Raw genomic sequence first — 16,791 nt, forward strand, 5'->3', positions numbered from 1 at the left:
GTGCCGCTTTATAGTTCGAGTTCAGCCAGAATGGTCGACGACGCCGAAACCTTCTCGCCGATCGACACGCGCGGACGGCTGCCCACCGGCAGATACACGTCGACGCGCGAGCCGAAGCGAATAAAGCCATAACGCTGGCCGCGCGTGAGCGGCTCGCCCGAACGCACGTAGCAAAGAATGCGGCGCGCGATCAGACCGGCGATCTGCACCGAGGTCACGGTATGGCCGCTGGCCGTTTCGATCACCAGCGCGTTGCGTTCGTTTTCGAGCGAAGCCTTGTCCACGGCGGCGTTCAGGTACGCGCCCGGGAAATATTCGACCTTCGAAATCGCGCCATCCACCGGCGAACGTTGCGAGTGGACGTTGAACACGTTCATGAACACGCTGATTTTCAGCGCTTCACGGTTGGCGTACGGGTCGTGCGTGGTTTCGACGGCGACGATGCGGCCGTCGGCCGGGCACAGCACGGCATTGGGCTGGGTGGGGATGGGACGCGCCGGATCGCGGAAGAACTGCACGACGAAGATAAGCAGCAGCCAGAACGGCCATGCAAAGCCGAACCCCGCGAAGGCATGGATCAACAACGCAACGACGGCCGCGATGGCGATAAACGGCCAGCCTTCGCGCGCGATGATCGGATGAGGGTAATTCATGGATGGATGAGCTTCTGTATTTTTGTAAAACCGTAGGATAGCAAAAGCCGCCCAGGGTTCAGCACCCTTGGGCGGCTTTTTGCATTACCGGCGCCTGCGCCGAAGCGCCGCGACGGTCAAAAGCGACGCAACCCGCTTAGTTCTTCGACTGGTCGACCAGCTTGTTCTTGGCGATCCACGGCATCATCGCGCGCAGCTTCGCACCGACCGTTTCGATCTGGTGTTCAGCCGTCAGGCGGCGGCGCGACTGCAGCGTCGGTGCACCAGCCTTGTTTTCGATGATGAAGCTCTTGGCGTACTCGCCGGTCTGGATGTCGGTCAGCACCTGCTTCATCGCCTTCTTCGTTTCGGCCGTCACGATCTTCGGACCCGTCACGTACTCGCCGTATTCGGCGTTGTTCGAGATCGAGTAGTTCATGTTGGCGATGCCGCCTTCATAGATCAGGTCGACGATCAGCTTCAGTTCGTGCAGGCACTCGAAGTACGCCATTTCCGGCGCGTAGCCCGCTTCCACCAGCGTTTCGAAGCCGGCCTTGATCAGGTCGACCGTACCGCCGCACAGCACGGCTTGTTCGCCGAACAGGTCGGTTTCGGTTTCTTCGCGGAAGTTGGTTTCGATGATGCCGGCACGGCCGCCGCCGTTCGCTGCCGCGTACGACAGGGCGATGTCACGCGCTGCGCCCGACTTGTCTTGCGCAACGGCGATCAGGTGGGGCACGCCGCCACCTTGCGAGTAGGTGCCGCGCACCGTGTGGCCCGGCGCCTTCGGCGCGATCATGATGACGTCGAGGTCGGCACGCGGAATGACCTGGCCGTAGTGCACGTTGAAGCCGTGCGCGAAGGCGAGAGCCGCGCCTTGCTTGGCGTTGGCGTGCACTTCCTTGGCATAGACTTCGGCGATCTGCTCGTCCGGCAGCAGCATCATGACGACGTCTGCGCCCTTCACGGCTTCAGCCACTTCCTTGACTTGCAGGCCGGCGTTCTCAGCCTTGCTCCACGAAGCGCCACCCTTACGCAGGCCGACCGTCACGTTCACGCCGCTTTCCTTCAGGTTCAGCGCGTGAGCATGGCCTTGCGAGCCATAGCCGATGATGGTGACTTGCTTGCCCTTGATGAGGGAGAGGTCGGCGTCCTTGTCGTAGAAAACTTTCATGTCTGTTCCTTGGCTAAATTCAATGAAATCGGTGAAATTCAAATAATGCGTGGGTGTTGCATGGCCGGGTGGGTGCAGGCACTGCCCGGCCTCGATCGATGGCGTCAAACCTTCAGAATGCGTTCGCCGCGGCCGATCCCCGAGCTGCCCGTGCGGACCGTTTCGAGAATCGCGGTGGCGTCGAGCCCTTCAATGAAGGCATCGAGCTTGTCGCTCGCGCCGGTCAGTTCGATCGTATAGGTCTTTTCGGTGACGTCGATGATGCGGCCGCGGAAGATATCCGACATCCGTTTCATTTCCTCACGCTCCTTGCCGACCGCCCTTACCTTGATCAACATCAGCTCGCGCTCGATATGGGCGCCCTCGGTAAGGTCGACCACTTTCACCACCTCGATCAGGCGGTTCAAATGCTTCGTGATCTGTTCGATCACGTCGTCCGAGCCAATGGAAACGATGGTCATGCGCGACAGCGAATGGTCTTCGGTCGGGGCCACCGTCAAGGTTTCAATGTTGTACCCGCGAGCGGAGAACAGACCGACCACGCGCGAGAGCGCGCCCGGTTCGTTTTCCAGCAGGACGGAAATAATGTGTCTCATGTTTCGCTTCTTCCAGATGTGTGATGTATGCGAGCCGGCTGGCGCCGCTTCGTCCGCCTACGCTTTTTTTGAAAGCGCGCATGACGAAGCCAACGCAGAACCGTCGTTATAGATCTTCCGAACCGAGCAGCATCTCCGTGATGCCCTTGCCGGCCTGAACCATCGGCCAGACGTTTTCGGTCGGATCGGTCTGAAAGTCGAGAAACACCGTGCGATCCTTCAGGCGCAGCGCTTCTTTCAGCGCCGGCTCGACATCCGCCGTCTTCTCGATGCGCATGCCGACGTGGCCGTAAGCCTCGGCGAGCTTCACGAAATCCGGCAGCGCATCCATGTACGAATGCGAATAGCGCTTGCTGTATTCGATCTGCTGCCACTGGCGCACCATGCCCAGATAGCGGTTGTTCAGCGAAATGATCTTGATCGGCGTTTCGTACTGCTTGCAGGTCGAGAGCTCCTGGATGCACATCTGGATCGAGCCTTCGCCCGTGATGCAGAGCACGTCGTCGTCCGGGTGCGCCATCTTCACGCCCATCGCCGCCGGCAGGCCGAAGCCCATCGTGCCGAGACCGCCGGAGTTGATCCAGCGGCGCGGCTTGTTGAAGCGATAGAACTGCGCCGCCCACATCTGGTGCTGGCCGACGTCCGAACACACGAAGGCATTGCCGTCGGTCAGTTCATACGCCTTTTCCACCACGTACTGCGGCTTGATGATGTCGCTCTTGCGGTCGAACTTCAGGCAGTCTTTGGCGCGCCAGGCTTCGATGTCCTTCCACCAGTCGGCGAGCGCCGCGGTGTCCGGGCCATGCTCGGCCGTCTGCAACTGCTCGATCAGCTCCTTCAGCACTTCCTTGACGTCGCCGACGATCGGAATGTCGACCTTGACGCGCTTGGAAATGGAGGAAGGATCGATGTCGATGTGGATGATCTTGCGCGGCACCGACGAGAAATGCGCCGGGTCGCCGATCACGCGGTCGTCAAAGCGCGCACCGATGGCGATCAGCACGTCGCAGTGCTGCATGGCCATGTTGGCTTCGTACGTACCGTGCATGCCGAGCATGCCGAGGAATTTCCTGTCGCTCGCGCGATAGCCGCCCAGCCCCATCAGCGTATTCGTGACGGGGTAGCCGAGCAGATCGGCGAACTGGTTCAGCTCGCGCGCCGCATCTGCGAGGATGATGCCGCCGCCGGTGTAGATATACGGACGCTTCGCGCCGAGCAGCAAGGACACAGCCTTGCGGATCTGGCCGGAGTGACCCTTCGTGACCGGGTTATACGAACGCAGCGAAACGCTCTTCAGCGGTTCGTACTGGCAAGGCGTCTTCGACACGTCTTTCGGAATGTCGATCAGCACTGGGCCGGGCCGGCCGGTACGGGCGATGTAGAACGCTTTTTTAACGGTAGCGGCGAGGTCGCGCACGTCCTTCACGAGGAAGTTGTGCTTCACGCAGGGACGCGTGATGCCGACCGTATCGCACTCCTGGAACGCATCCTGGCCGATGGCGGCCGTCGGCACCTGGCCGCTGATCACCACCAGAGGAATCGAATCCATGTAGGCGGTGGCGATGCCGGTCACCGCATTGGTGACGCCGGGGCCGGAGGTCACGAGACACACGCCGACCTTGCCCGTTGAGCGCGCATAGGCGTCAGCGGCATGGACTGCGGCTTGTTCGTGGCGCACGAGGATGTGCTGGAATTTGTCCTGCTTGTACAGCTCGTCGTAGATGTAGAGTACCGAGCCGCCGGGATAGCCCCACACAAACTCGACGTCTTCGTCTGCCAATGCGCGCATGAGCACGGTGGCGCCGATAGAGTCAGTTTCGCGATGGGAAGTCGTATCCGACGTGGAGAATTCCGCGCTGGGCATATTCATTCATTCACCTTTCGAATTTTCGGCAAAAAATTGATCGGGTGCTCTCTGCCGGGCTTGTGGCTCGGGTTCAAGCGGCGCGTCCACTTTGACAGGTGAGCTTCTTGGGCCACACCTCAAATGAGACAAGTCACTTATGTTGCGAACCGTCGAAGATATCTGCTGTCGGCTCGACGGTCAAGAAAATATTTCCGCGCCATCCGCAACAACCCCACCCAACCCTGAGAAAAGTTGTCTTAAGTATCGATGCGGCATCGTGTTTTTCCCCAGCGAGGCGAAAGTTTGTTAGCATCCGCCAGTTTTACGACAATTTCGATCGATTACGCGCACGCTCGCTGCGCCGACCCCCAACGGATGGCATCAGACAAGGAACTCGCCGATTTTCTGGCGGGCGTCGAAAGGCGCGCGTTCAAGCAGACGGTCTACGCCGTGCGGGACGACGACGCCTCGCTCGACATCGTGCAGGACGCGATGATCAAGCTCGCCGAAAAATATGGCGACCGTCCAGCAGCCGAACTGCCGCTGCTGTTTCAGCGTATTCTGCAGAATGCGATGCACGACTATTTTCGTCGGCAGAAAGTACGCAATACCTGGGTTAGTCTGTTCTCCTCGCTCGGCAACGCCGACGACGACGAATTCGACCCTTTGGAGACATTCGAGGCACAAGAAGGCTCGGTAGGCGCCGAGAGTAGCGAGCAGAAGCTGGAGCGCGAACAAGTCTTACAGTTGATTGACGACGAGATCCAAAAATTACCGGCACGTCAACGGGAGGCGTTTCTCATGCGTTATTGGGAAGATATGGATGTCGCCGAGACTGCTGCCGCAATGGGCTGCTCCGAAGGCAGTGTGAAGACGCACTGCTCGCGAGCCACTCATACGCTGGCGCAAGCGCTCAAGGCCAAAGGAATCACGCTATGAGCTCCTCTCTCGATACGAAAGAACTCGAGTTCGCGAGGCAAGTCCGCCGCGCGCTCGACGAAAATGCCGCCAGTCTTTCTCCCGCCACCGTCGACCGGCTCGCCGTGGCACGCCGCGCCGCGCTGGCCCGCAAAAAACCCGAGCCGGTGACTGCGCCCGTGTTCGTGCCGGCCTTTGCCGGCGCCGCCGGGGCGCTGTCCGGCATGCCGCAAGCCGAGGTCCCGCACCGCCGCCGTTCGCCGCTGCGCCGCTTTGCGCTCGCCTGGCCGCTGGCCGCGCTGGTGATCAGCCTGGTGGCGATCGCCTACTGGGAAGACCAGCAACGCACCGCCGAACTCGCCGATATTGACGCCGCCATGCTGAGCGACGATCTGCCGCTCAACGCATATCTCGATCACGGCTTCAACGCGTATCTTTCGCGCGCGCATTGAGCGGGAGGCTCTTCGGGTGAGTTACAAGCGCGGCCTCGCCGTTGTTTTCGGATGCGCAATCGCGGCCCTCGTGTCGTTTGCCGCGACGTATCCGCGCTTCTACCCGAGCGCCTCGTCCGTTGCGGTCCCTGCCGGCGGCGCGCCTGCCAAGGCCGCCGTGCCGGCGCTCGGCGTCGAACTGCCGGGCCTGCCCAGCACCAGCCCCCTCTCCTGGTCGCACCTCACTGACGCGGAGCACATCGCGCTCGCGCCGTTTGCCGGCGTCTGGGATACCTTCAGCGACGAACGTAAGCGAAAATGGATCAAGATCGCCTCACGTTACTCGAAGTTGACGACTGAACAGCAAAAGGGCCTGCACGACCGCATGACCGAATGGGTCCGCCTGACGCCGGATCAGCGCCGGGTCGCCCGCGAGAATTACCAGGTCTCGAAGGAACTGCCGCGCGAAGCGCGCCAGAAGGCCTGGAAAGCCTATCAGCAGCTACCGGAAGAGCAGAAAGAGAAGCTGGCCGCGAGCGAGCGCAAGCACCGGCCCACGGTCGTCAGCGCGCCGCCGTCCGGCAGAACCGAGCTGAAGGATATCGAACGTCTCGTCAGTGGGCGCGAGCGCGCAGCCAGCGGCGCGGTCACCACGGCCAACGCGTCGGGCACCGGCGCCGCGCTGCCGGGCGGGCCGGCGACACCCTCCTCCGGCAGCATTGCACCCGCCACGCCGACACCGGCCGCGCCGCCGGCAACCGAATCGATCTACAACGGCTCCTGAGCCCGGCGCGCCCGGCCCACCGTCCCCATGAACGTGCCCACCGCGCCCAACGTGCCCGATCCGCTCGCCACACCCCAACCTCCCGCTAATGCACTGCCTGCCACGCCGTCGATACGCCGCCGGCTGGCGACGATGCTCTACGAAGGCGTGATCCTGTTCGGCGTGGTGTTCCTTGCCGGCTACCTGTTCAGCACGCTGACGCAGCAGCGCAATGGGTTGACCCACCACAATCTGCTGGCCGCATGGATCGGTTTCGTGGTCGGCCTGTATTTTGTGTGGTTCTGGACCCACAGTGGCCAGACCCTGCCCATGAAAACCTGGCGGCTGCGCGTGGTCGCCGCAAACGGCACGCCGCTCTCCACGCCGCGCGCAATTGCGCGCTACGTGCTGGCGTGGCTGTGGTTTCTGCCGCCGCTCGCGCTGCATCCGCTGCTTGGACTTTCGGTGCCGCACACGCTCCTGATTGCCGCCGCCTGGTTCGTGCTGTGGGCCGCGACAGGCCGACTGGACGCCAACCGGCAGTTCCTGCACGACCGGCTGGCCGGCACCCGGATCATCGCCGTAGCCGGCTGAAACGCCCCACGTGGCGGAGCGTTCCCGCTTCGCTTCCCGCACGACATGCCGCGTTGACCCGGCTCCCGCCGGCGCCGTCACGCGTCCTCACGCCCCCTCCCCGTAATAAGAACTTCTCGTGACTGTCACGGCACAGTCATGTGCGGATGGCGCAATACGGGCACTGCAACTCGACGCGTGAGCCATGGACCCCAACACGTCCGCGACTTCCTTGTTCCGCCAGACTGGCCCGAGCGTCGACCCCGTCGCTTTCCGGCCGGACTCCGCCTCCTTCGGCGCCGGCCTGCCGCTGCCCCTGCCGCCGCTCTCCTCGGACCCGCAACCCGGCCGTCACGACGACGATCACGAGGAGCCGCATCGCTACCGCACGATCTGGCTGTCCGACATCCACCTCGGCTCGAGCGGCTGCCAGGCGCCGTACCTGCTCGACTTCCTGCGCCACAACGACTCGGAGTATCTGTACCTGGTCGGCGACATCATCGACGGCTGGCAGTTGAAGAAGGGCTGGTACTGGCCTCAGGCGCACAACGACGTGGTGCAGAAGATCCTGCGCAAGGCCCGCAAGGGCACCCAGGTCGTCTACATCCCCGGCAATCACGACGAAGCGGCGCGCCAGTTCTGCGATCTCGCCTTCGGCGACATCCACGTTCGCGGCGAGGCCTTCCACACCACGCTCGCCGGCAAGCGCCTGTGGATCGTGCACGGCGACCTGTTCGACGGCGTGATCCAGCATGCCAAGTGGCTCGCCTACCTCGGCGACAGCCTCTACACGCTGATTCTCGTGCTGAACCGCTGGTTCAACCGGATCCGCAGCCGCCTCGGCTTCCAGTACTGGTCGCTGTCGCAGTACCTCAAGCATCAGGTGAAGAACGCGGTGAATTTCATCTCCTCGTTCGAACGCGTGATGACCGACGAAGCCCGCCGCCGCGGTTGCGACGGCGTGGTCTGCGGCCACATCCACAAAGCCGAGATTCGCGATATCGACGGCGTGCTGTACTGCAACGACGGCGACTGGGTCGAAAGCCTGTCGGCGCTCGTCGAAACCTTCGAAGGTGAACTCAAGGTGATCTACTGGACCGTGATGCGCTCGCCTGAAGTCAGCGCGCAAAAGGCCCGGGCGACCACCGCCTGACAATCGCCTGGTGGCCGCTGATCGGTCATTGAATACCCGCGTCATCCCTTTTAACTTCTATTGGGCCAAAACCGATGAAGATCATGATCGTCACCGATGCATGGGAGCCGCAGGTCAACGGCGTGGTCCGCACGCTGAAGAACACGACCCGCGAACTCACCGCGCTTGGCCACCGTGTCGACCTGTTGACGCCGCTCGAATTCAAGACGATTCCGTGCCCGACCTACCCTGAGATCCGCCTGTCGCTGTTCCCGAAGCGCAAGCTGCACGAGCGCATCGACGGCTTCGCGCCGGACGCGCTGCACATCGCCACCGAAGGCCCGCTCGGCATGGCCGCGCGCGCTTACGCGATCAAGCACAAGCTGCCGTTCACGACCGCCTATCACACGCGCTTTCCGGAATACGTGCAGGCGCGCTTCGGCATTCCGCTCGCCGCCACCTACAAATTCCTGCACTGGTTCCACAAGGCCTCGCTCGCCGTGATGGCGCCGACGCCGGTCGTCAAGACCGATCTCGAGAAGTTCGGCTTCACGAATGTGGTGCTGTGGACGCGCGGCGTCGACCTTGATATCTTCCACCAGATGGACTCCAAGGTGCTCAACACGGCGCGGCCCATCTTCCTCTACGTCGGACGCGTGGCGGTGGAGAAGAACGTCGAAGCCTTTCTCAAGCTGGACCTGCCCGGCTCCAAGTGGGTCGCCGGCGAAGGCCCGGCGCTCGCCGAGCTGAAGTCGCGCTATCCGCAGGCGAACTATCTGGGCGTGCTGACGCAAGCGGAACTGGCCAAGGTGTACGCCGCCGCTGACGTATTCGTGTTCCCGAGCCGCACCGACACCTTCGGCCTCGTGCTGCTCGAGGCGCTCGCCTGCGGCACGCCGGTCGCCGCCTACCCGGTCACCGGACCGATCGACGTGCTGGGTGACGGCGGCGCCGGCGCCATGCACGAAGACCTGCGCGAAGCCTGCCTCGAAGCGCTGAAAATCGACCGCAACCACGCTCGCGCGTGGGCCGAGCGCTTCTCGTGGACGGCCGCCTCCGAGCAGTTCGCCGCCCATCTGAAGCCGCTGCCGCGGCCCACCTTCAGCGAGGAAAGCGCGGCCGCGTGACGCGTCCCGCCAAGCCGCCCATGCGAGCAAGAACTTCCAGCGTTCGACGCGCACCGCACGGCGCGCTGCGTTCGGTCGAAACGGACGCCAGCAGCGTCGAGCCGTTCGACGACGTGCACGAATCCGGTGCAGCACAGCCGGCAGCCGGTACGTCGGACGGCCTGGCGTCGCCGGCGCCGGTCGTGCATACCGGGCAAGCACGGCAGCCGCAAGCCGTGCCGGCTTCGCGCCACCGTGCGGCCGCCGACTCGCACGCCGACGCCCATGAGCCGCTCGGCCCCGACGACCCCCTCGCGCCGCTGCCGTTCAATCCCTACAAGGGCAATCGCGGCATCACGCGCGCCTGGCACGCGCTGAAAAATTCGCTGGCGGGCTTTCAGGTCGCGATTCGCGAAGAAAGCGCGTTTCGCCAGGAGTTGACGCTCGCGGCCATCCTCGTGCCCTGCGGCGTGATCGTGCCGGTCGATCCGGTCAGCCGCGTGCTGCTGCTCGGCTCGGTGCTGCTGGTGTTGATCGTCGAACTGCTGAATTCGAGCGTGGAAGCGGCGATCGACCGTATCTCGCTCGAACGCCATGAATTGTCGCGGCGCGCCAAGGATCTCGGCAGCGCGGCAGTGATGGTCGCCCTGGGGATGTGCCTGATGACGTGGGGGCTGATCGTCGGCCCGCTGGTGCTGCATTGGGTCAGAGGCTGGCTGTAGCCGTCCTGGCCGCCTGACGGAACAGTTGCACGCCGTCGCGGCGTGAAAACCCTGAATCGGGCCTGGGTATGAGAACGGTCGGTTTATAATCGTCCGATAGTCTCTCAAAAATACTAACCGCCAGGGTGGATCACGCAGCAGCGGCACGCAGCCGCGCGGCCAGCCCGGCGTTACCAGGGCCGGACGACATGGAAGCCAAACCTCCCCGCCGCACCCGCGAACGGATTCTCGAACTGTCGTTGAAGCTTTTCAACGAAATCGGCGAACCGAACGTCACGACGACGACGATCGCCGAGGAAATGGAAATCAGTCCGGGCAATCTGTACTACCACTTCCGCAACAAAGACGACATCATCAACAGCATCTTCAGCCAGTTCGAGCAGGAGATCGAAAAGCGTCTGCGTTTCCCGGACGATCATCGCGCGACGATCGACGAAATGTGGTCCTACCTGCAGTACATGGTCGATTTCACGTGGCGGTACCGTTTCCTGTATCGCGACCTGAACGATCTGCTGGCGCGCAATCGCACGCTCGAGACGCACTTCAAGCAGATCATCAGCCACAAGGTGCGCTTTGCCAGCCAGTTCTGCGAGCAACTCGTCGCGGACGGCGAAATGGTGGCGACGCCGGACGAACTGCACGTGATCGCCACCAACGTGGGCGTGATCGGCACCTACTGGCTGTCGTACCAGTTCGTCATGAATCCGCGCAAGTACAACGAGCAGGAAGCGATCCGCGCCGAACTGCATCAGGTCAGCGTGCAGATCGTCTCGCTGATGGCGCCGTACCTGCGTGGCCGCTCGCGGGAACTGTTCGACGACCTGATCTCCGGCAAGCTGCCCAAGCGCGAGTTCTACGACTACCTGCCGCCCAAGGAAGGCGCTGCGCCGCGTAACGAACCGAAGGACGTCTGAACATGAAGTCGGTGTGCGTGTACTGCGGCTCCTCCTACGGGGCCAAGCCCATTTATGCCGAAGCCGCTCGCGGCTTCGGGCAGGCGCTGGTCGAGGCCGGCATCGCCCTCGTCTACGGCGGCGGCAAGGTCGGCCTGATGGGCGCGATCGCCGACGCCGTGATGGCGGCCGGCGGCCGTGCCATCGGCGTGATTCCCGAGCTGCTCGTCAACAAGGAAGTCGGCCATAACGGCCTGACCGAATTGCACGTGGTGCCCGACATGCATCAGCGCAAGAAGATGATGGCGGATCTCTCGGACGCGTTCGTCGCGATGCCGGGCGGCGCCGGCACCTTCGAGGAGCTGTTCGAGGTCTATACGTGGGCGCAGCTCGGTTATCACCAGAAGCCGGTGGCGCTGCTCAATATCGACGGCTACTACGATCCGCTGATTGCGATGCTCGCCCATACGGTCGAGGAAGGCTTCATGCGCCAGACCTACTTCGACATCCTGCAGGTCGATGCCGATCCCGCAAGCTTGATCGCAAGACTCAAGGCTTACCAGCCGCCGCAGCAAGACAAGTGGGCCGATAACCGCGAAGCGGTTTGAACGGCATGACGAGGCAGCCATGACGAAAGTCGTTCTGATCACGGGCGCGAGCCGCGGCATCGGCCGCGCGACGGCGCGTTTGCTGGGCGCACGCGGCTGGTCGGTCGGCGTGAACTACGCGCACAACGAAGCCGCCGCGCAGGAAACCGCGGCTGAAGTCGGCCGCGCAGGCGGTCATGCGCGCGTAATCAAAGGCGACGTTGCGAACGAAGCGGACGTGATCGGCATGTTCGACGCGGTCGTCAAGGCGTTTGGCCGGCTCGATGCGCTGGTGAACAACGCGGGCATTGTGGCCGCTGGGATGCCGCTCGCCGATATGGATCTGGCACGTCTGCAGCGCGTGTTCGACGTCAACGTGCTGGGCGCCTATCTGTGCGCCCGCGAAGCCGCCCGCCGGATGTCGAAAGACCGCGGCGGCGATGGTGGCGCGATCGTCAATGTGTCGTCGGCGGCCGCGCGCCTCGGCTCGCCGAACGAGTATGTCGACTACGCCGGTTCGAAAGGCGCCGTCGACACGCTGACCATTGGTCTCGCCAAGGAACTCGGCCCGCAGGGCGTGCGCGTGAATGCGGTACGGCCCGGGTTGATCGACACTGAGATCCACGCAAGCGGCGGCCGTCCCGACCGCGCTGCGGTGCTCGGTTCGCAGACGCCGCTGGGGCGACCGGGTAGCGCTGATGAAGTCGCTGAGACCATTGTCTGGCTGCTGAGCGATGCCGCGTCGTATGTGACTGGGGCGTTGCTTGATGTGGCCGGCGGTCGCTAAGGTACCGCTGCGCTTCATCCGGACCTCGTGGCGCCATGCAGCCGTAGGCGGCGTGAGCGCCCCAGGCGCTCTGCATTTCGCACCGGCGCGCTAAAGCGCCACACACCCTCAGAACGACGAACCCGGCTTGCGCAGGAACACCACTTCTTCCTCAGTAGACGTTCGCCCAAGCAGCGCATTGCGATGCGGAAACCGCCCAAAGCGCTCGATAATCGCCGCATGCCGGAGCGCCGAGCGGTAATAACTCGCGCCACCCGGCTGCGCTTCGAACGGTTTGAACAACCGCAACGCTTCATGCTGGCTGGCGAGCGATTCGTCGTGTTCGAACGGCAGATACGCGAAGGCTCGATGAAACAGGCCGGGTAAGCGCTGATCGAAGCCGTTTGCCACCATTTGCCTGGCAATCCTCAGCGCATGGCCGTCGGTCGCAAATGCGTGCGCCGTGCCGCGATGAATGTTGCGCGAGAACTGATCGAGCAGGATCACCAGCGCCAACGCGCCGAGTGGCGTCTGCGCCCACCCATCCAGCGCCCCCTGCCCTGCCGCTTCGAGCCACACGCCGAAGCGTTCGCGCAACAGGGCGTCAAACGCCGCGTCGCGCGCAAACCAGAGCTTTCTGTCCCGTCCGAAGGTCGCAGAATCCGGCTCGCCGAACCAGCAGTCGAGTACCGCTCGCGCAGGTTCGGCGAGCGCGGCGTAATCTGCCGCGGCGTCATAGTCGGGAGAACCGGACGGTCCGGCCGTAGCGCTCATGCGAACTCAAGCACCAGCCGCCGCGTGCGCGCACTCTTCTTCTCGAGCTTGCCGACGCGAACCGCGCCGATTTCCCGCGTGTTGCGCACGTGCGTGCCGCCGCACGGCTGCAAATCGACGCCTTCAATCCGCAGCAGACGCACGCGGCCGAGGCCCATCGGCGGTTTCACGCTCATCGTGCGCACGAGTTCGGGACGCTCGGCCATCTGCTCGTTCGTGATCCATTCGGTGACGACGCCGTGCGCGCCGCCGACCAGCTCCGCAAGCCGCGCGTCGACCAGTTCGCGCTCGATCGGCTCCACCGTCGCGAAGTCGAGACGCGCGTAGTCGCTGGTGATGCTGCAGCCGTCGACCGCATACGGCAGCACCGCGCACATCAGGTGGCTCGCCGTGTGCAGGCGCATATGACGGTAGCGGCGCGCCCAGTCGATCTCCGCCGTGACGCGCGTGCCGGGCGCAAGACGCGCCAGCAGCGTCTCCTGTCCGGGTGCGGGCAAATGCACCGCGTCGTCGGGGGTCGCGCCTTCGAATTTGGCCTTACGGGTGTCCGCAATCTCAAGGCGGGTGCCGTCGGCCAGGGTCAGCACGCCGGCATCGCCCGCCTGGCCGCCGCCGAGCGGATAGAACACGGTCTGATCGAGATGGACGCCCTGCTCGTCAATAGCGGTAATCGTGGCTTCGCAGTGCGTCAGGTAAGCGTCGTCGCGAAACAGTGCGCGCGTGGTCATCGTGAGGGCCTCTATCCAGTGCTGTAGAGGCTCATTATGCCGACCCGCACCGCCGCCAGGAAGCTGGCCGAACGGCCAATCCAGCAGACGGCCGGCGTCACCGTATCGGCCGCAGCACCGGGCCAGTTGACGCCTTCAACCCGGCCGGTTGCGCATCCAGTCGGCCGTTTCGAAGAACGAATGCAGCAGCCGTTCGCGCAGCGACTCGGACAGCCCGACGTCTTCCATCGCCCACGCCATGCAGCGCAGCCACTGGTCGCGCTCGCTCGAAGCAATCGTAAACGGCAAATGCCGCGCACGCAGACGCGGATGGCCGAAGCGGCTGATGTAATGGTCCGGGCCGCCCAGCCAGCCGCACAGGAACCAGAAGAATTTGTCCCGCGAGCCTTCGAGGGTCGGCGGATGCAGCGCGCGGATGCCCGCGAATTCGGGCTCGAGGTCCATCAGGTCATAAAAACGGTCGATGAGTTCGCGCACGCGCGCCTCGCCGCCCACCAGTTCGAAGGCCGTCGGTTGGGCCGGCGCTTCGTCGTTTGGATCGGTCATACGGTCAACTGCAATCTGCAAAATGGAAAGGAATCAAAGAGGGGAACGACCGCTCAGTTCACGCGTCGCGCAACGACTGCAACGCCGGCCGCGACAGCACGTGGCGCAGGCTGATCCAGCCGCCCAGTCCCGCGCAGGCAATGCCGGCCACGATGCCGGCAGGCAGCAGCCACGGGTCGAAGTTCAGATAGAAGAAGAACACCCGCGTGGCGAGTTGCCAGCCCACCACCTGGGCCCCGACCGCGGCCATCAGCCCGGCGAGAGCGCCCACGGCCACGAACTCCGCGACCTGCACCGCGCGCACCTGCTGGTGCGACGCGCCGAGCGCGCGCAGCAGCGCGGATTCTCGCATACGCTCGTCACGCGTGCCGGCGAGCGCCGCGTACAGCACCAGCACGCCCGCCGCCAGCGTGAAGGCGAACAGGAACTGCACCGCGCCGATCACCTGCTCCAGCATGCGTTGCATCTGCGCGAGAATCGGACCGACATCGATCACTGTCAGGCTCGGATAGGCGGCAATCAGGCCGTCGATCGTCGCGCTTTTCTCGGCCGGCAAATGGAAACTCGTGATGAAGCTCGCCGGGAAATCCTGCAGCGCGGCAGGCGGCATCAGCACAAAGAAGTTGACCTTGAACGAACCCCAGTCGAGCTTGCGCACGCTCGTCACCGGCGCGTCGATCTGCAGGCCGGTCACGTCGAAGCGCAGCGTGTCGCCCGTCTTCACGTGGATCGTTTTCGCCAGTCCTTCTTCGATGGAAATCTGCGGCTGCTTCGTTTCGCCGTACCAGTCGCCGGCGACGATCCGGTTGTCGTCGGGCAGGCTCGTCGTGTACGACAGGTTGAATTCGCGGTCGACGAGGCGCTTGGCGTCGTCGCTCTTGAACTGGTCCGGATTGACCGGCTTGCCGTTGATCGAAATCAGGCGTCCGCGCACCATCGGCGAGAGCACGGCGTCGGGCACGCCGTGGCTCGTGAGGTACTGCGTGACGCCCGCGCGCTGATCGGGCTGGATGTCGATGATGAACTGGTTCGGCGCGTCGGGCGGCGTCGATTTGCGCCAGCCGTCCACGAGGTCGTTGCGCGTCATCGCAATCAGCAGCAGGCACATCAGGCCGATCCCCAGCGCCGTGATCTGCAACGCGCTGGCGCTGCTGCGCCGTTCGAGCGAGGCCAGCGCGTAGCGCCAGCCAATGCCCACATTGAAGCGCTCGCTACGCACGACGCGCGCGGCGCCCCACAGCGCAAGCCGGGCAATCGCGGCGAACACCAGCAAGCCGGCGGCAAAACCGCCGGCGACGATGCCGCCCAGCTTCACCTCGCCCGCCGCCACGATCAGCAACGCAGCGAACAGCACGATCCCCAGCGCATACGCGGCCCAGGCGGTGCGCGCTTCCTCGCCCCACTCGCGGCGCAGCACGCGCACCGGTGGCACCTGGGTCAGCGGCAACAGCGGCGGCAACGCAAAACCGAGCAGCAGCACGAGACCGGCGGCGATGCCTTCGAGCGCGGGCCATGCGGTGGGATACGGCAGCACCACGTCGATCAGGCTGCCGAGCCAGCTCAGCAAGGCCAGATGCCCCGCATAGCCGAGCAGCACGCCGACCACCCCGCCGAGCAGGCCCAGCCCAAGAAACTCCAGCAGGAACAGCGAGCGCAGTGTGCGCTGGCTGACGCCGAGACAACGCATCGCCGCGCAGCCGTCGAGATGGCGGCGCATGTAGCGGTGCGCGGCCATGGCGATCGCCACCGCCGCCAGCATCGCCGTCAGCAACGATACGAGAGTCAGAAAATGACCCGCGCGATCGAGCGTTTCGCGGACCTGCGGCTGGCCGTCCTTCAGCGATTCGAGCGCGACGCCGCGCATCTTGCCGTCGTCGACACGGGCGTGAGCAAACGCGGCGAACTTCTCGACCGGCGTGCGCGGACCCGCCACCAGCAAGCGGTAAGTGACGCGGCTGCCGAACACAATCAGGCCGGTGGACGCGACTTCGTCCTCGCGCAGCATCAGACGCGGTGAAAAATTGACGAAGCCAAAGCCGCGATCCAGTTCGCGCGTGATGATGGCGCCGACCTTGAACGTGCGGCTGCCGACCTTCACCGGATCGCCGACATGGAGTTTCAGCGCGTCGAGCAGCGCCTGATCGACCCACACCGTGCCGGGCGCCGGAATCCCCTGCGCCGGTTGGTCGGGCGCGCCTGGCGCCGTCGCGATGCGCAGTGCGCCGCGCAGCGGATACGCCGCCGACACGGCCTTGAGCGCCGCGAGCCGCGACACCGGCTCGGCGCTCGTCGAACTGATCATGCTGGGGAAAATGGCGGTGGTCGCCATCTGCAGGCCAAGTGCCTTGGCCTCGTTGCTGAACTGGGGATCGACGGGGTGATCGGCCCGCACGATGAAGTCGGCGCCGATCATGCGCCGCGCATCGCGCTCAAGCCCTTGATGCAGGCGATCGGCAAGGAAACCGACGCTCGACAGCGCCGCCACGGCCAGCACCAGCGCGAGCAGCAGCATCGTCAGCTCGCCGGCACGCCAGTCGCGGGCCGCCATCCGCACCGACTGGCGCAACAGATCGGCCCCGCTAAAACGACGCCCCGGCGCCTTAT

Annotated in this window: 18 protein-coding genes; 10 read left to right on the forward strand and 8 right to left on the reverse strand. The window is 64.3% G+C overall.

Features of this window, described 5'->3' with window-relative positions:
• Positions 1–8: 8 nt before the first annotated feature.
• The 4 genes from P3T42_RS19710 to P3T42_RS19725 all read right to left on the reverse strand — a co-directional run bounded on the left by P3T42_RS19710 (position 9) and on the right by P3T42_RS19725 (position 4,272).
• Positions 9–653 (reverse strand): phosphatidylserine decarboxylase, encoded by a 645-nt coding sequence (locus P3T42_RS19710; RefSeq protein WP_074301880.1) that lies wholly within the window; start codon positions 651–653, stop codon positions 9–11.
• Positions 654–789: 136 nt separating this feature from the next.
• Positions 790–1,806 (reverse strand): ketol-acid reductoisomerase, encoded by a 1,017-nt coding sequence (ilvC, locus tag P3T42_RS19715; protein ID WP_429306995.1) that lies wholly within the window; start codon positions 1,804–1,806, stop codon positions 790–792.
• A 104-nt stretch (positions 1,807–1,910) separates the two neighbouring features.
• Positions 1,911–2,402 (reverse strand): acetolactate synthase small subunit, encoded by a 492-nt coding sequence (gene ilvN, locus P3T42_RS19720; protein WP_074301882.1) that lies wholly within the window; start codon positions 2,400–2,402, stop codon positions 1,911–1,913.
• Positions 2,403–2,508: 106 nt separating this feature from the next.
• On the reverse strand, positions 2,509–4,272 hold the full coding sequence (locus tag P3T42_RS19725) for an acetolactate synthase 3 catalytic subunit (RefSeq protein WP_074301883.1): 1,764 nt from the start codon (positions 4,270–4,272) through the stop codon (positions 2,509–2,511).
• Positions 4,273–4,623: 351 nt separating this feature from the next.
• On the opposite strand from P3T42_RS19725, the gene P3T42_RS19730 reads away from it, so the two are divergent.
• From P3T42_RS19730 to P3T42_RS19775, 10 genes are all read left to right on the forward strand, one after another.
• On the forward strand, positions 4,624–5,187 hold the full coding sequence (locus tag P3T42_RS19730) for an RNA polymerase sigma factor (protein WP_074301884.1): 564 nt from the start codon (positions 4,624–4,626) through the stop codon (positions 5,185–5,187).
• Positions 5,184–5,618, forward strand: a complete 435-nt coding sequence (locus P3T42_RS19735) for a DUF3619 family protein (RefSeq protein WP_074301885.1) — start codon at positions 5,184–5,186, stop codon at positions 5,616–5,618. The genes P3T42_RS19730 and P3T42_RS19735 overlap by 4 nt, the downstream gene beginning before the upstream one ends.
• 16 nt (positions 5,619–5,634) lie before the next feature.
• The gene (locus tag P3T42_RS19740; RefSeq protein ID WP_429306996.1) at positions 5,635–6,381 is read left to right on the forward strand and encodes a DUF3106 domain-containing protein; all 747 of its coding nucleotides are present in this window, start codon (positions 5,635–5,637) and stop codon (positions 6,379–6,381) included.
• 27 nt (positions 6,382–6,408) lie between these two features.
• Positions 6,409–6,954, forward strand: a complete 546-nt coding sequence (locus P3T42_RS19745; protein WP_074301887.1) for an RDD family protein — start codon at positions 6,409–6,411, stop codon at positions 6,952–6,954.
• A 184-nt stretch (positions 6,955–7,138) separates the two neighbouring features.
• Entirely contained in the window at positions 7,139–8,086 is a 948-nt protein-coding gene (locus tag P3T42_RS19750; protein ID WP_074301888.1) for a UDP-2,3-diacylglucosamine diphosphatase, read from the forward strand.
• A gap of 74 nt (positions 8,087–8,160) precedes the next feature.
• A complete protein-coding gene (locus P3T42_RS19755) occupies positions 8,161–9,192 on the forward strand; it encodes a glycosyltransferase family 4 protein (RefSeq protein ID WP_074301889.1) in 1,032 nt (343 codons plus the stop codon).
• A gap of 20 nt (positions 9,193–9,212) precedes the next feature.
• Positions 9,213–9,893 carry a diacylglycerol kinase gene (locus P3T42_RS19760; protein ID WP_429306997.1) on the forward strand — a complete coding sequence of 227 codons (681 nt, stop codon included), beginning with the start codon at positions 9,213–9,215 and terminating at the stop codon, positions 9,891–9,893.
• Positions 9,894–10,081: 188 nt separating this feature from the next.
• The gene (locus tag P3T42_RS19765; protein WP_074301890.1) at positions 10,082–10,807 is read left to right on the forward strand and encodes a TetR/AcrR family transcriptional regulator; all 726 of its coding nucleotides are present in this window, start codon (positions 10,082–10,084) and stop codon (positions 10,805–10,807) included.
• A gap of 2 nt (positions 10,808–10,809) precedes the next feature.
• A complete protein-coding gene (locus P3T42_RS19770) occupies positions 10,810–11,394 on the forward strand; it encodes a TIGR00730 family Rossman fold protein (protein ID WP_429306998.1) in 585 nt (194 codons plus the stop codon).
• 19 nt (positions 11,395–11,413) lie between these two features.
• Complete coding sequence (locus P3T42_RS19775; RefSeq protein ID WP_074301892.1) at positions 11,414–12,160, forward strand: SDR family oxidoreductase; 747 nt, start codon at positions 11,414–11,416, stop codon at positions 12,158–12,160.
• Positions 12,161–12,268: 108 nt separating this feature from the next.
• On the opposite strand, the gene P3T42_RS19780 is transcribed toward P3T42_RS19775, so the two are convergent.
• From P3T42_RS19780 to P3T42_RS19795, 4 genes are all read right to left on the reverse strand, one after another.
• Positions 12,269–12,913: a DUF924 family protein gene (locus P3T42_RS19780; protein ID WP_429306999.1), complete on the reverse strand. Its 645-nt coding sequence runs from the start codon at positions 12,911–12,913 to the stop codon at positions 12,269–12,271.
• On the reverse strand, positions 12,910–13,641 hold the full coding sequence (locus tag P3T42_RS19785) for an alanyl-tRNA editing protein (RefSeq protein ID WP_429307000.1): 732 nt from the start codon (positions 13,639–13,641) through the stop codon (positions 12,910–12,912). The genes P3T42_RS19780 and P3T42_RS19785 overlap by 4 nt, the downstream gene beginning before the upstream one ends.
• A 135-nt stretch (positions 13,642–13,776) precedes the next feature.
• Positions 13,777–14,187: a group II truncated hemoglobin gene (locus P3T42_RS19790; protein WP_429307001.1), complete on the reverse strand. Its 411-nt coding sequence runs from the start codon at positions 14,185–14,187 to the stop codon at positions 13,777–13,779.
• A 58-nt stretch (positions 14,188–14,245) separates the two neighbouring features.
• The gene (locus P3T42_RS19795) at positions 14,246–16,735 is read right to left on the reverse strand and encodes an ABC transporter permease (RefSeq protein WP_429307116.1); all 2,490 of its coding nucleotides are present in this window, start codon (positions 16,733–16,735) and stop codon (positions 14,246–14,248) included.
• Between the last annotated feature and the right edge of the window lie 56 nt (positions 16,736–16,791).

The sequence above is a fragment of the Paraburkholderia sp. GAS38 genome, from assembly GCF_050434965.1.
Classification (GTDB): Bacteria; Pseudomonadota; Gammaproteobacteria; order Burkholderiales; family Burkholderiaceae; genus Paraburkholderia; species Paraburkholderia phenazinium_A.

Bases quoted from the DNA above. Each gene is read 5' to 3' on its own strand.
- P3T42_RS19710 (WP_074301880.1), bottom strand. From the start codon at position 653: ATGAATTACCCTCATCCGATCATCGCGCGCGAAGGCTGGCCGTTTATC.
- ilvC (WP_429306995.1), bottom strand. From the start codon at position 1,806: ATGAAAGTTTTCTACGACAAGGACGCCGACCTCTCCCTCATCAAGGGC.
- ilvN (WP_074301882.1), bottom strand. From the start codon at position 2,402: ATGAGACACATTATTTCCGTCCTGCTGGAAAACGAACCGGGCGCGCTC.
- P3T42_RS19725 (WP_074301883.1), bottom strand. From the start codon at position 4,272: ATGAATATGCCCAGCGCGGAATTCTCCACGTCGGATACGACTTCCCAT.
- P3T42_RS19730 (WP_074301884.1), top strand. From the start codon at position 4,624: ATGGCATCAGACAAGGAACTCGCCGATTTTCTGGCGGGCGTCGAAAGG.
- P3T42_RS19735 (WP_074301885.1), top strand. From the start codon at position 5,184: ATGAGCTCCTCTCTCGATACGAAAGAACTCGAGTTCGCGAGGCAAGTC.
- P3T42_RS19745 (WP_074301887.1), top strand. From the start codon at position 6,409: ATGAACGTGCCCACCGCGCCCAACGTGCCCGATCCGCTCGCCACACCC.
- P3T42_RS19750 (WP_074301888.1), top strand. From the start codon at position 7,139: ATGGACCCCAACACGTCCGCGACTTCCTTGTTCCGCCAGACTGGCCCG.
- P3T42_RS19755 (WP_074301889.1), top strand. From the start codon at position 8,161: ATGAAGATCATGATCGTCACCGATGCATGGGAGCCGCAGGTCAACGGC.
- P3T42_RS19760 (WP_429306997.1), top strand. From the start codon at position 9,213: ATGCGAGCAAGAACTTCCAGCGTTCGACGCGCACCGCACGGCGCGCTG.
- P3T42_RS19765 (WP_074301890.1), top strand. From the start codon at position 10,082: ATGGAAGCCAAACCTCCCCGCCGCACCCGCGAACGGATTCTCGAACTG.
- P3T42_RS19770 (WP_429306998.1), top strand. From the start codon at position 10,810: ATGAAGTCGGTGTGCGTGTACTGCGGCTCCTCCTACGGGGCCAAGCCC.
- P3T42_RS19775 (WP_074301892.1), top strand. From the start codon at position 11,414: ATGACGAAAGTCGTTCTGATCACGGGCGCGAGCCGCGGCATCGGCCGC.
- P3T42_RS19780 (WP_429306999.1), bottom strand. From the start codon at position 12,913: ATGAGCGCTACGGCCGGACCGTCCGGTTCTCCCGACTATGACGCCGCG.
- P3T42_RS19785 (WP_429307000.1), bottom strand. From the start codon at position 13,641: ATGACCACGCGCGCACTGTTTCGCGACGACGCTTACCTGACGCACTGC.
- P3T42_RS19790 (WP_429307001.1), bottom strand. From the start codon at position 14,187: ATGACCGATCCAAACGACGAAGCGCCGGCCCAACCGACGGCCTTCGAA.
- P3T42_RS19795 (WP_429307116.1), bottom strand. From the start codon at position 16,735: ATGGCGGCCCGCGACTGGCGTGCCGGCGAGCTGACGATGCTGCTGCTC.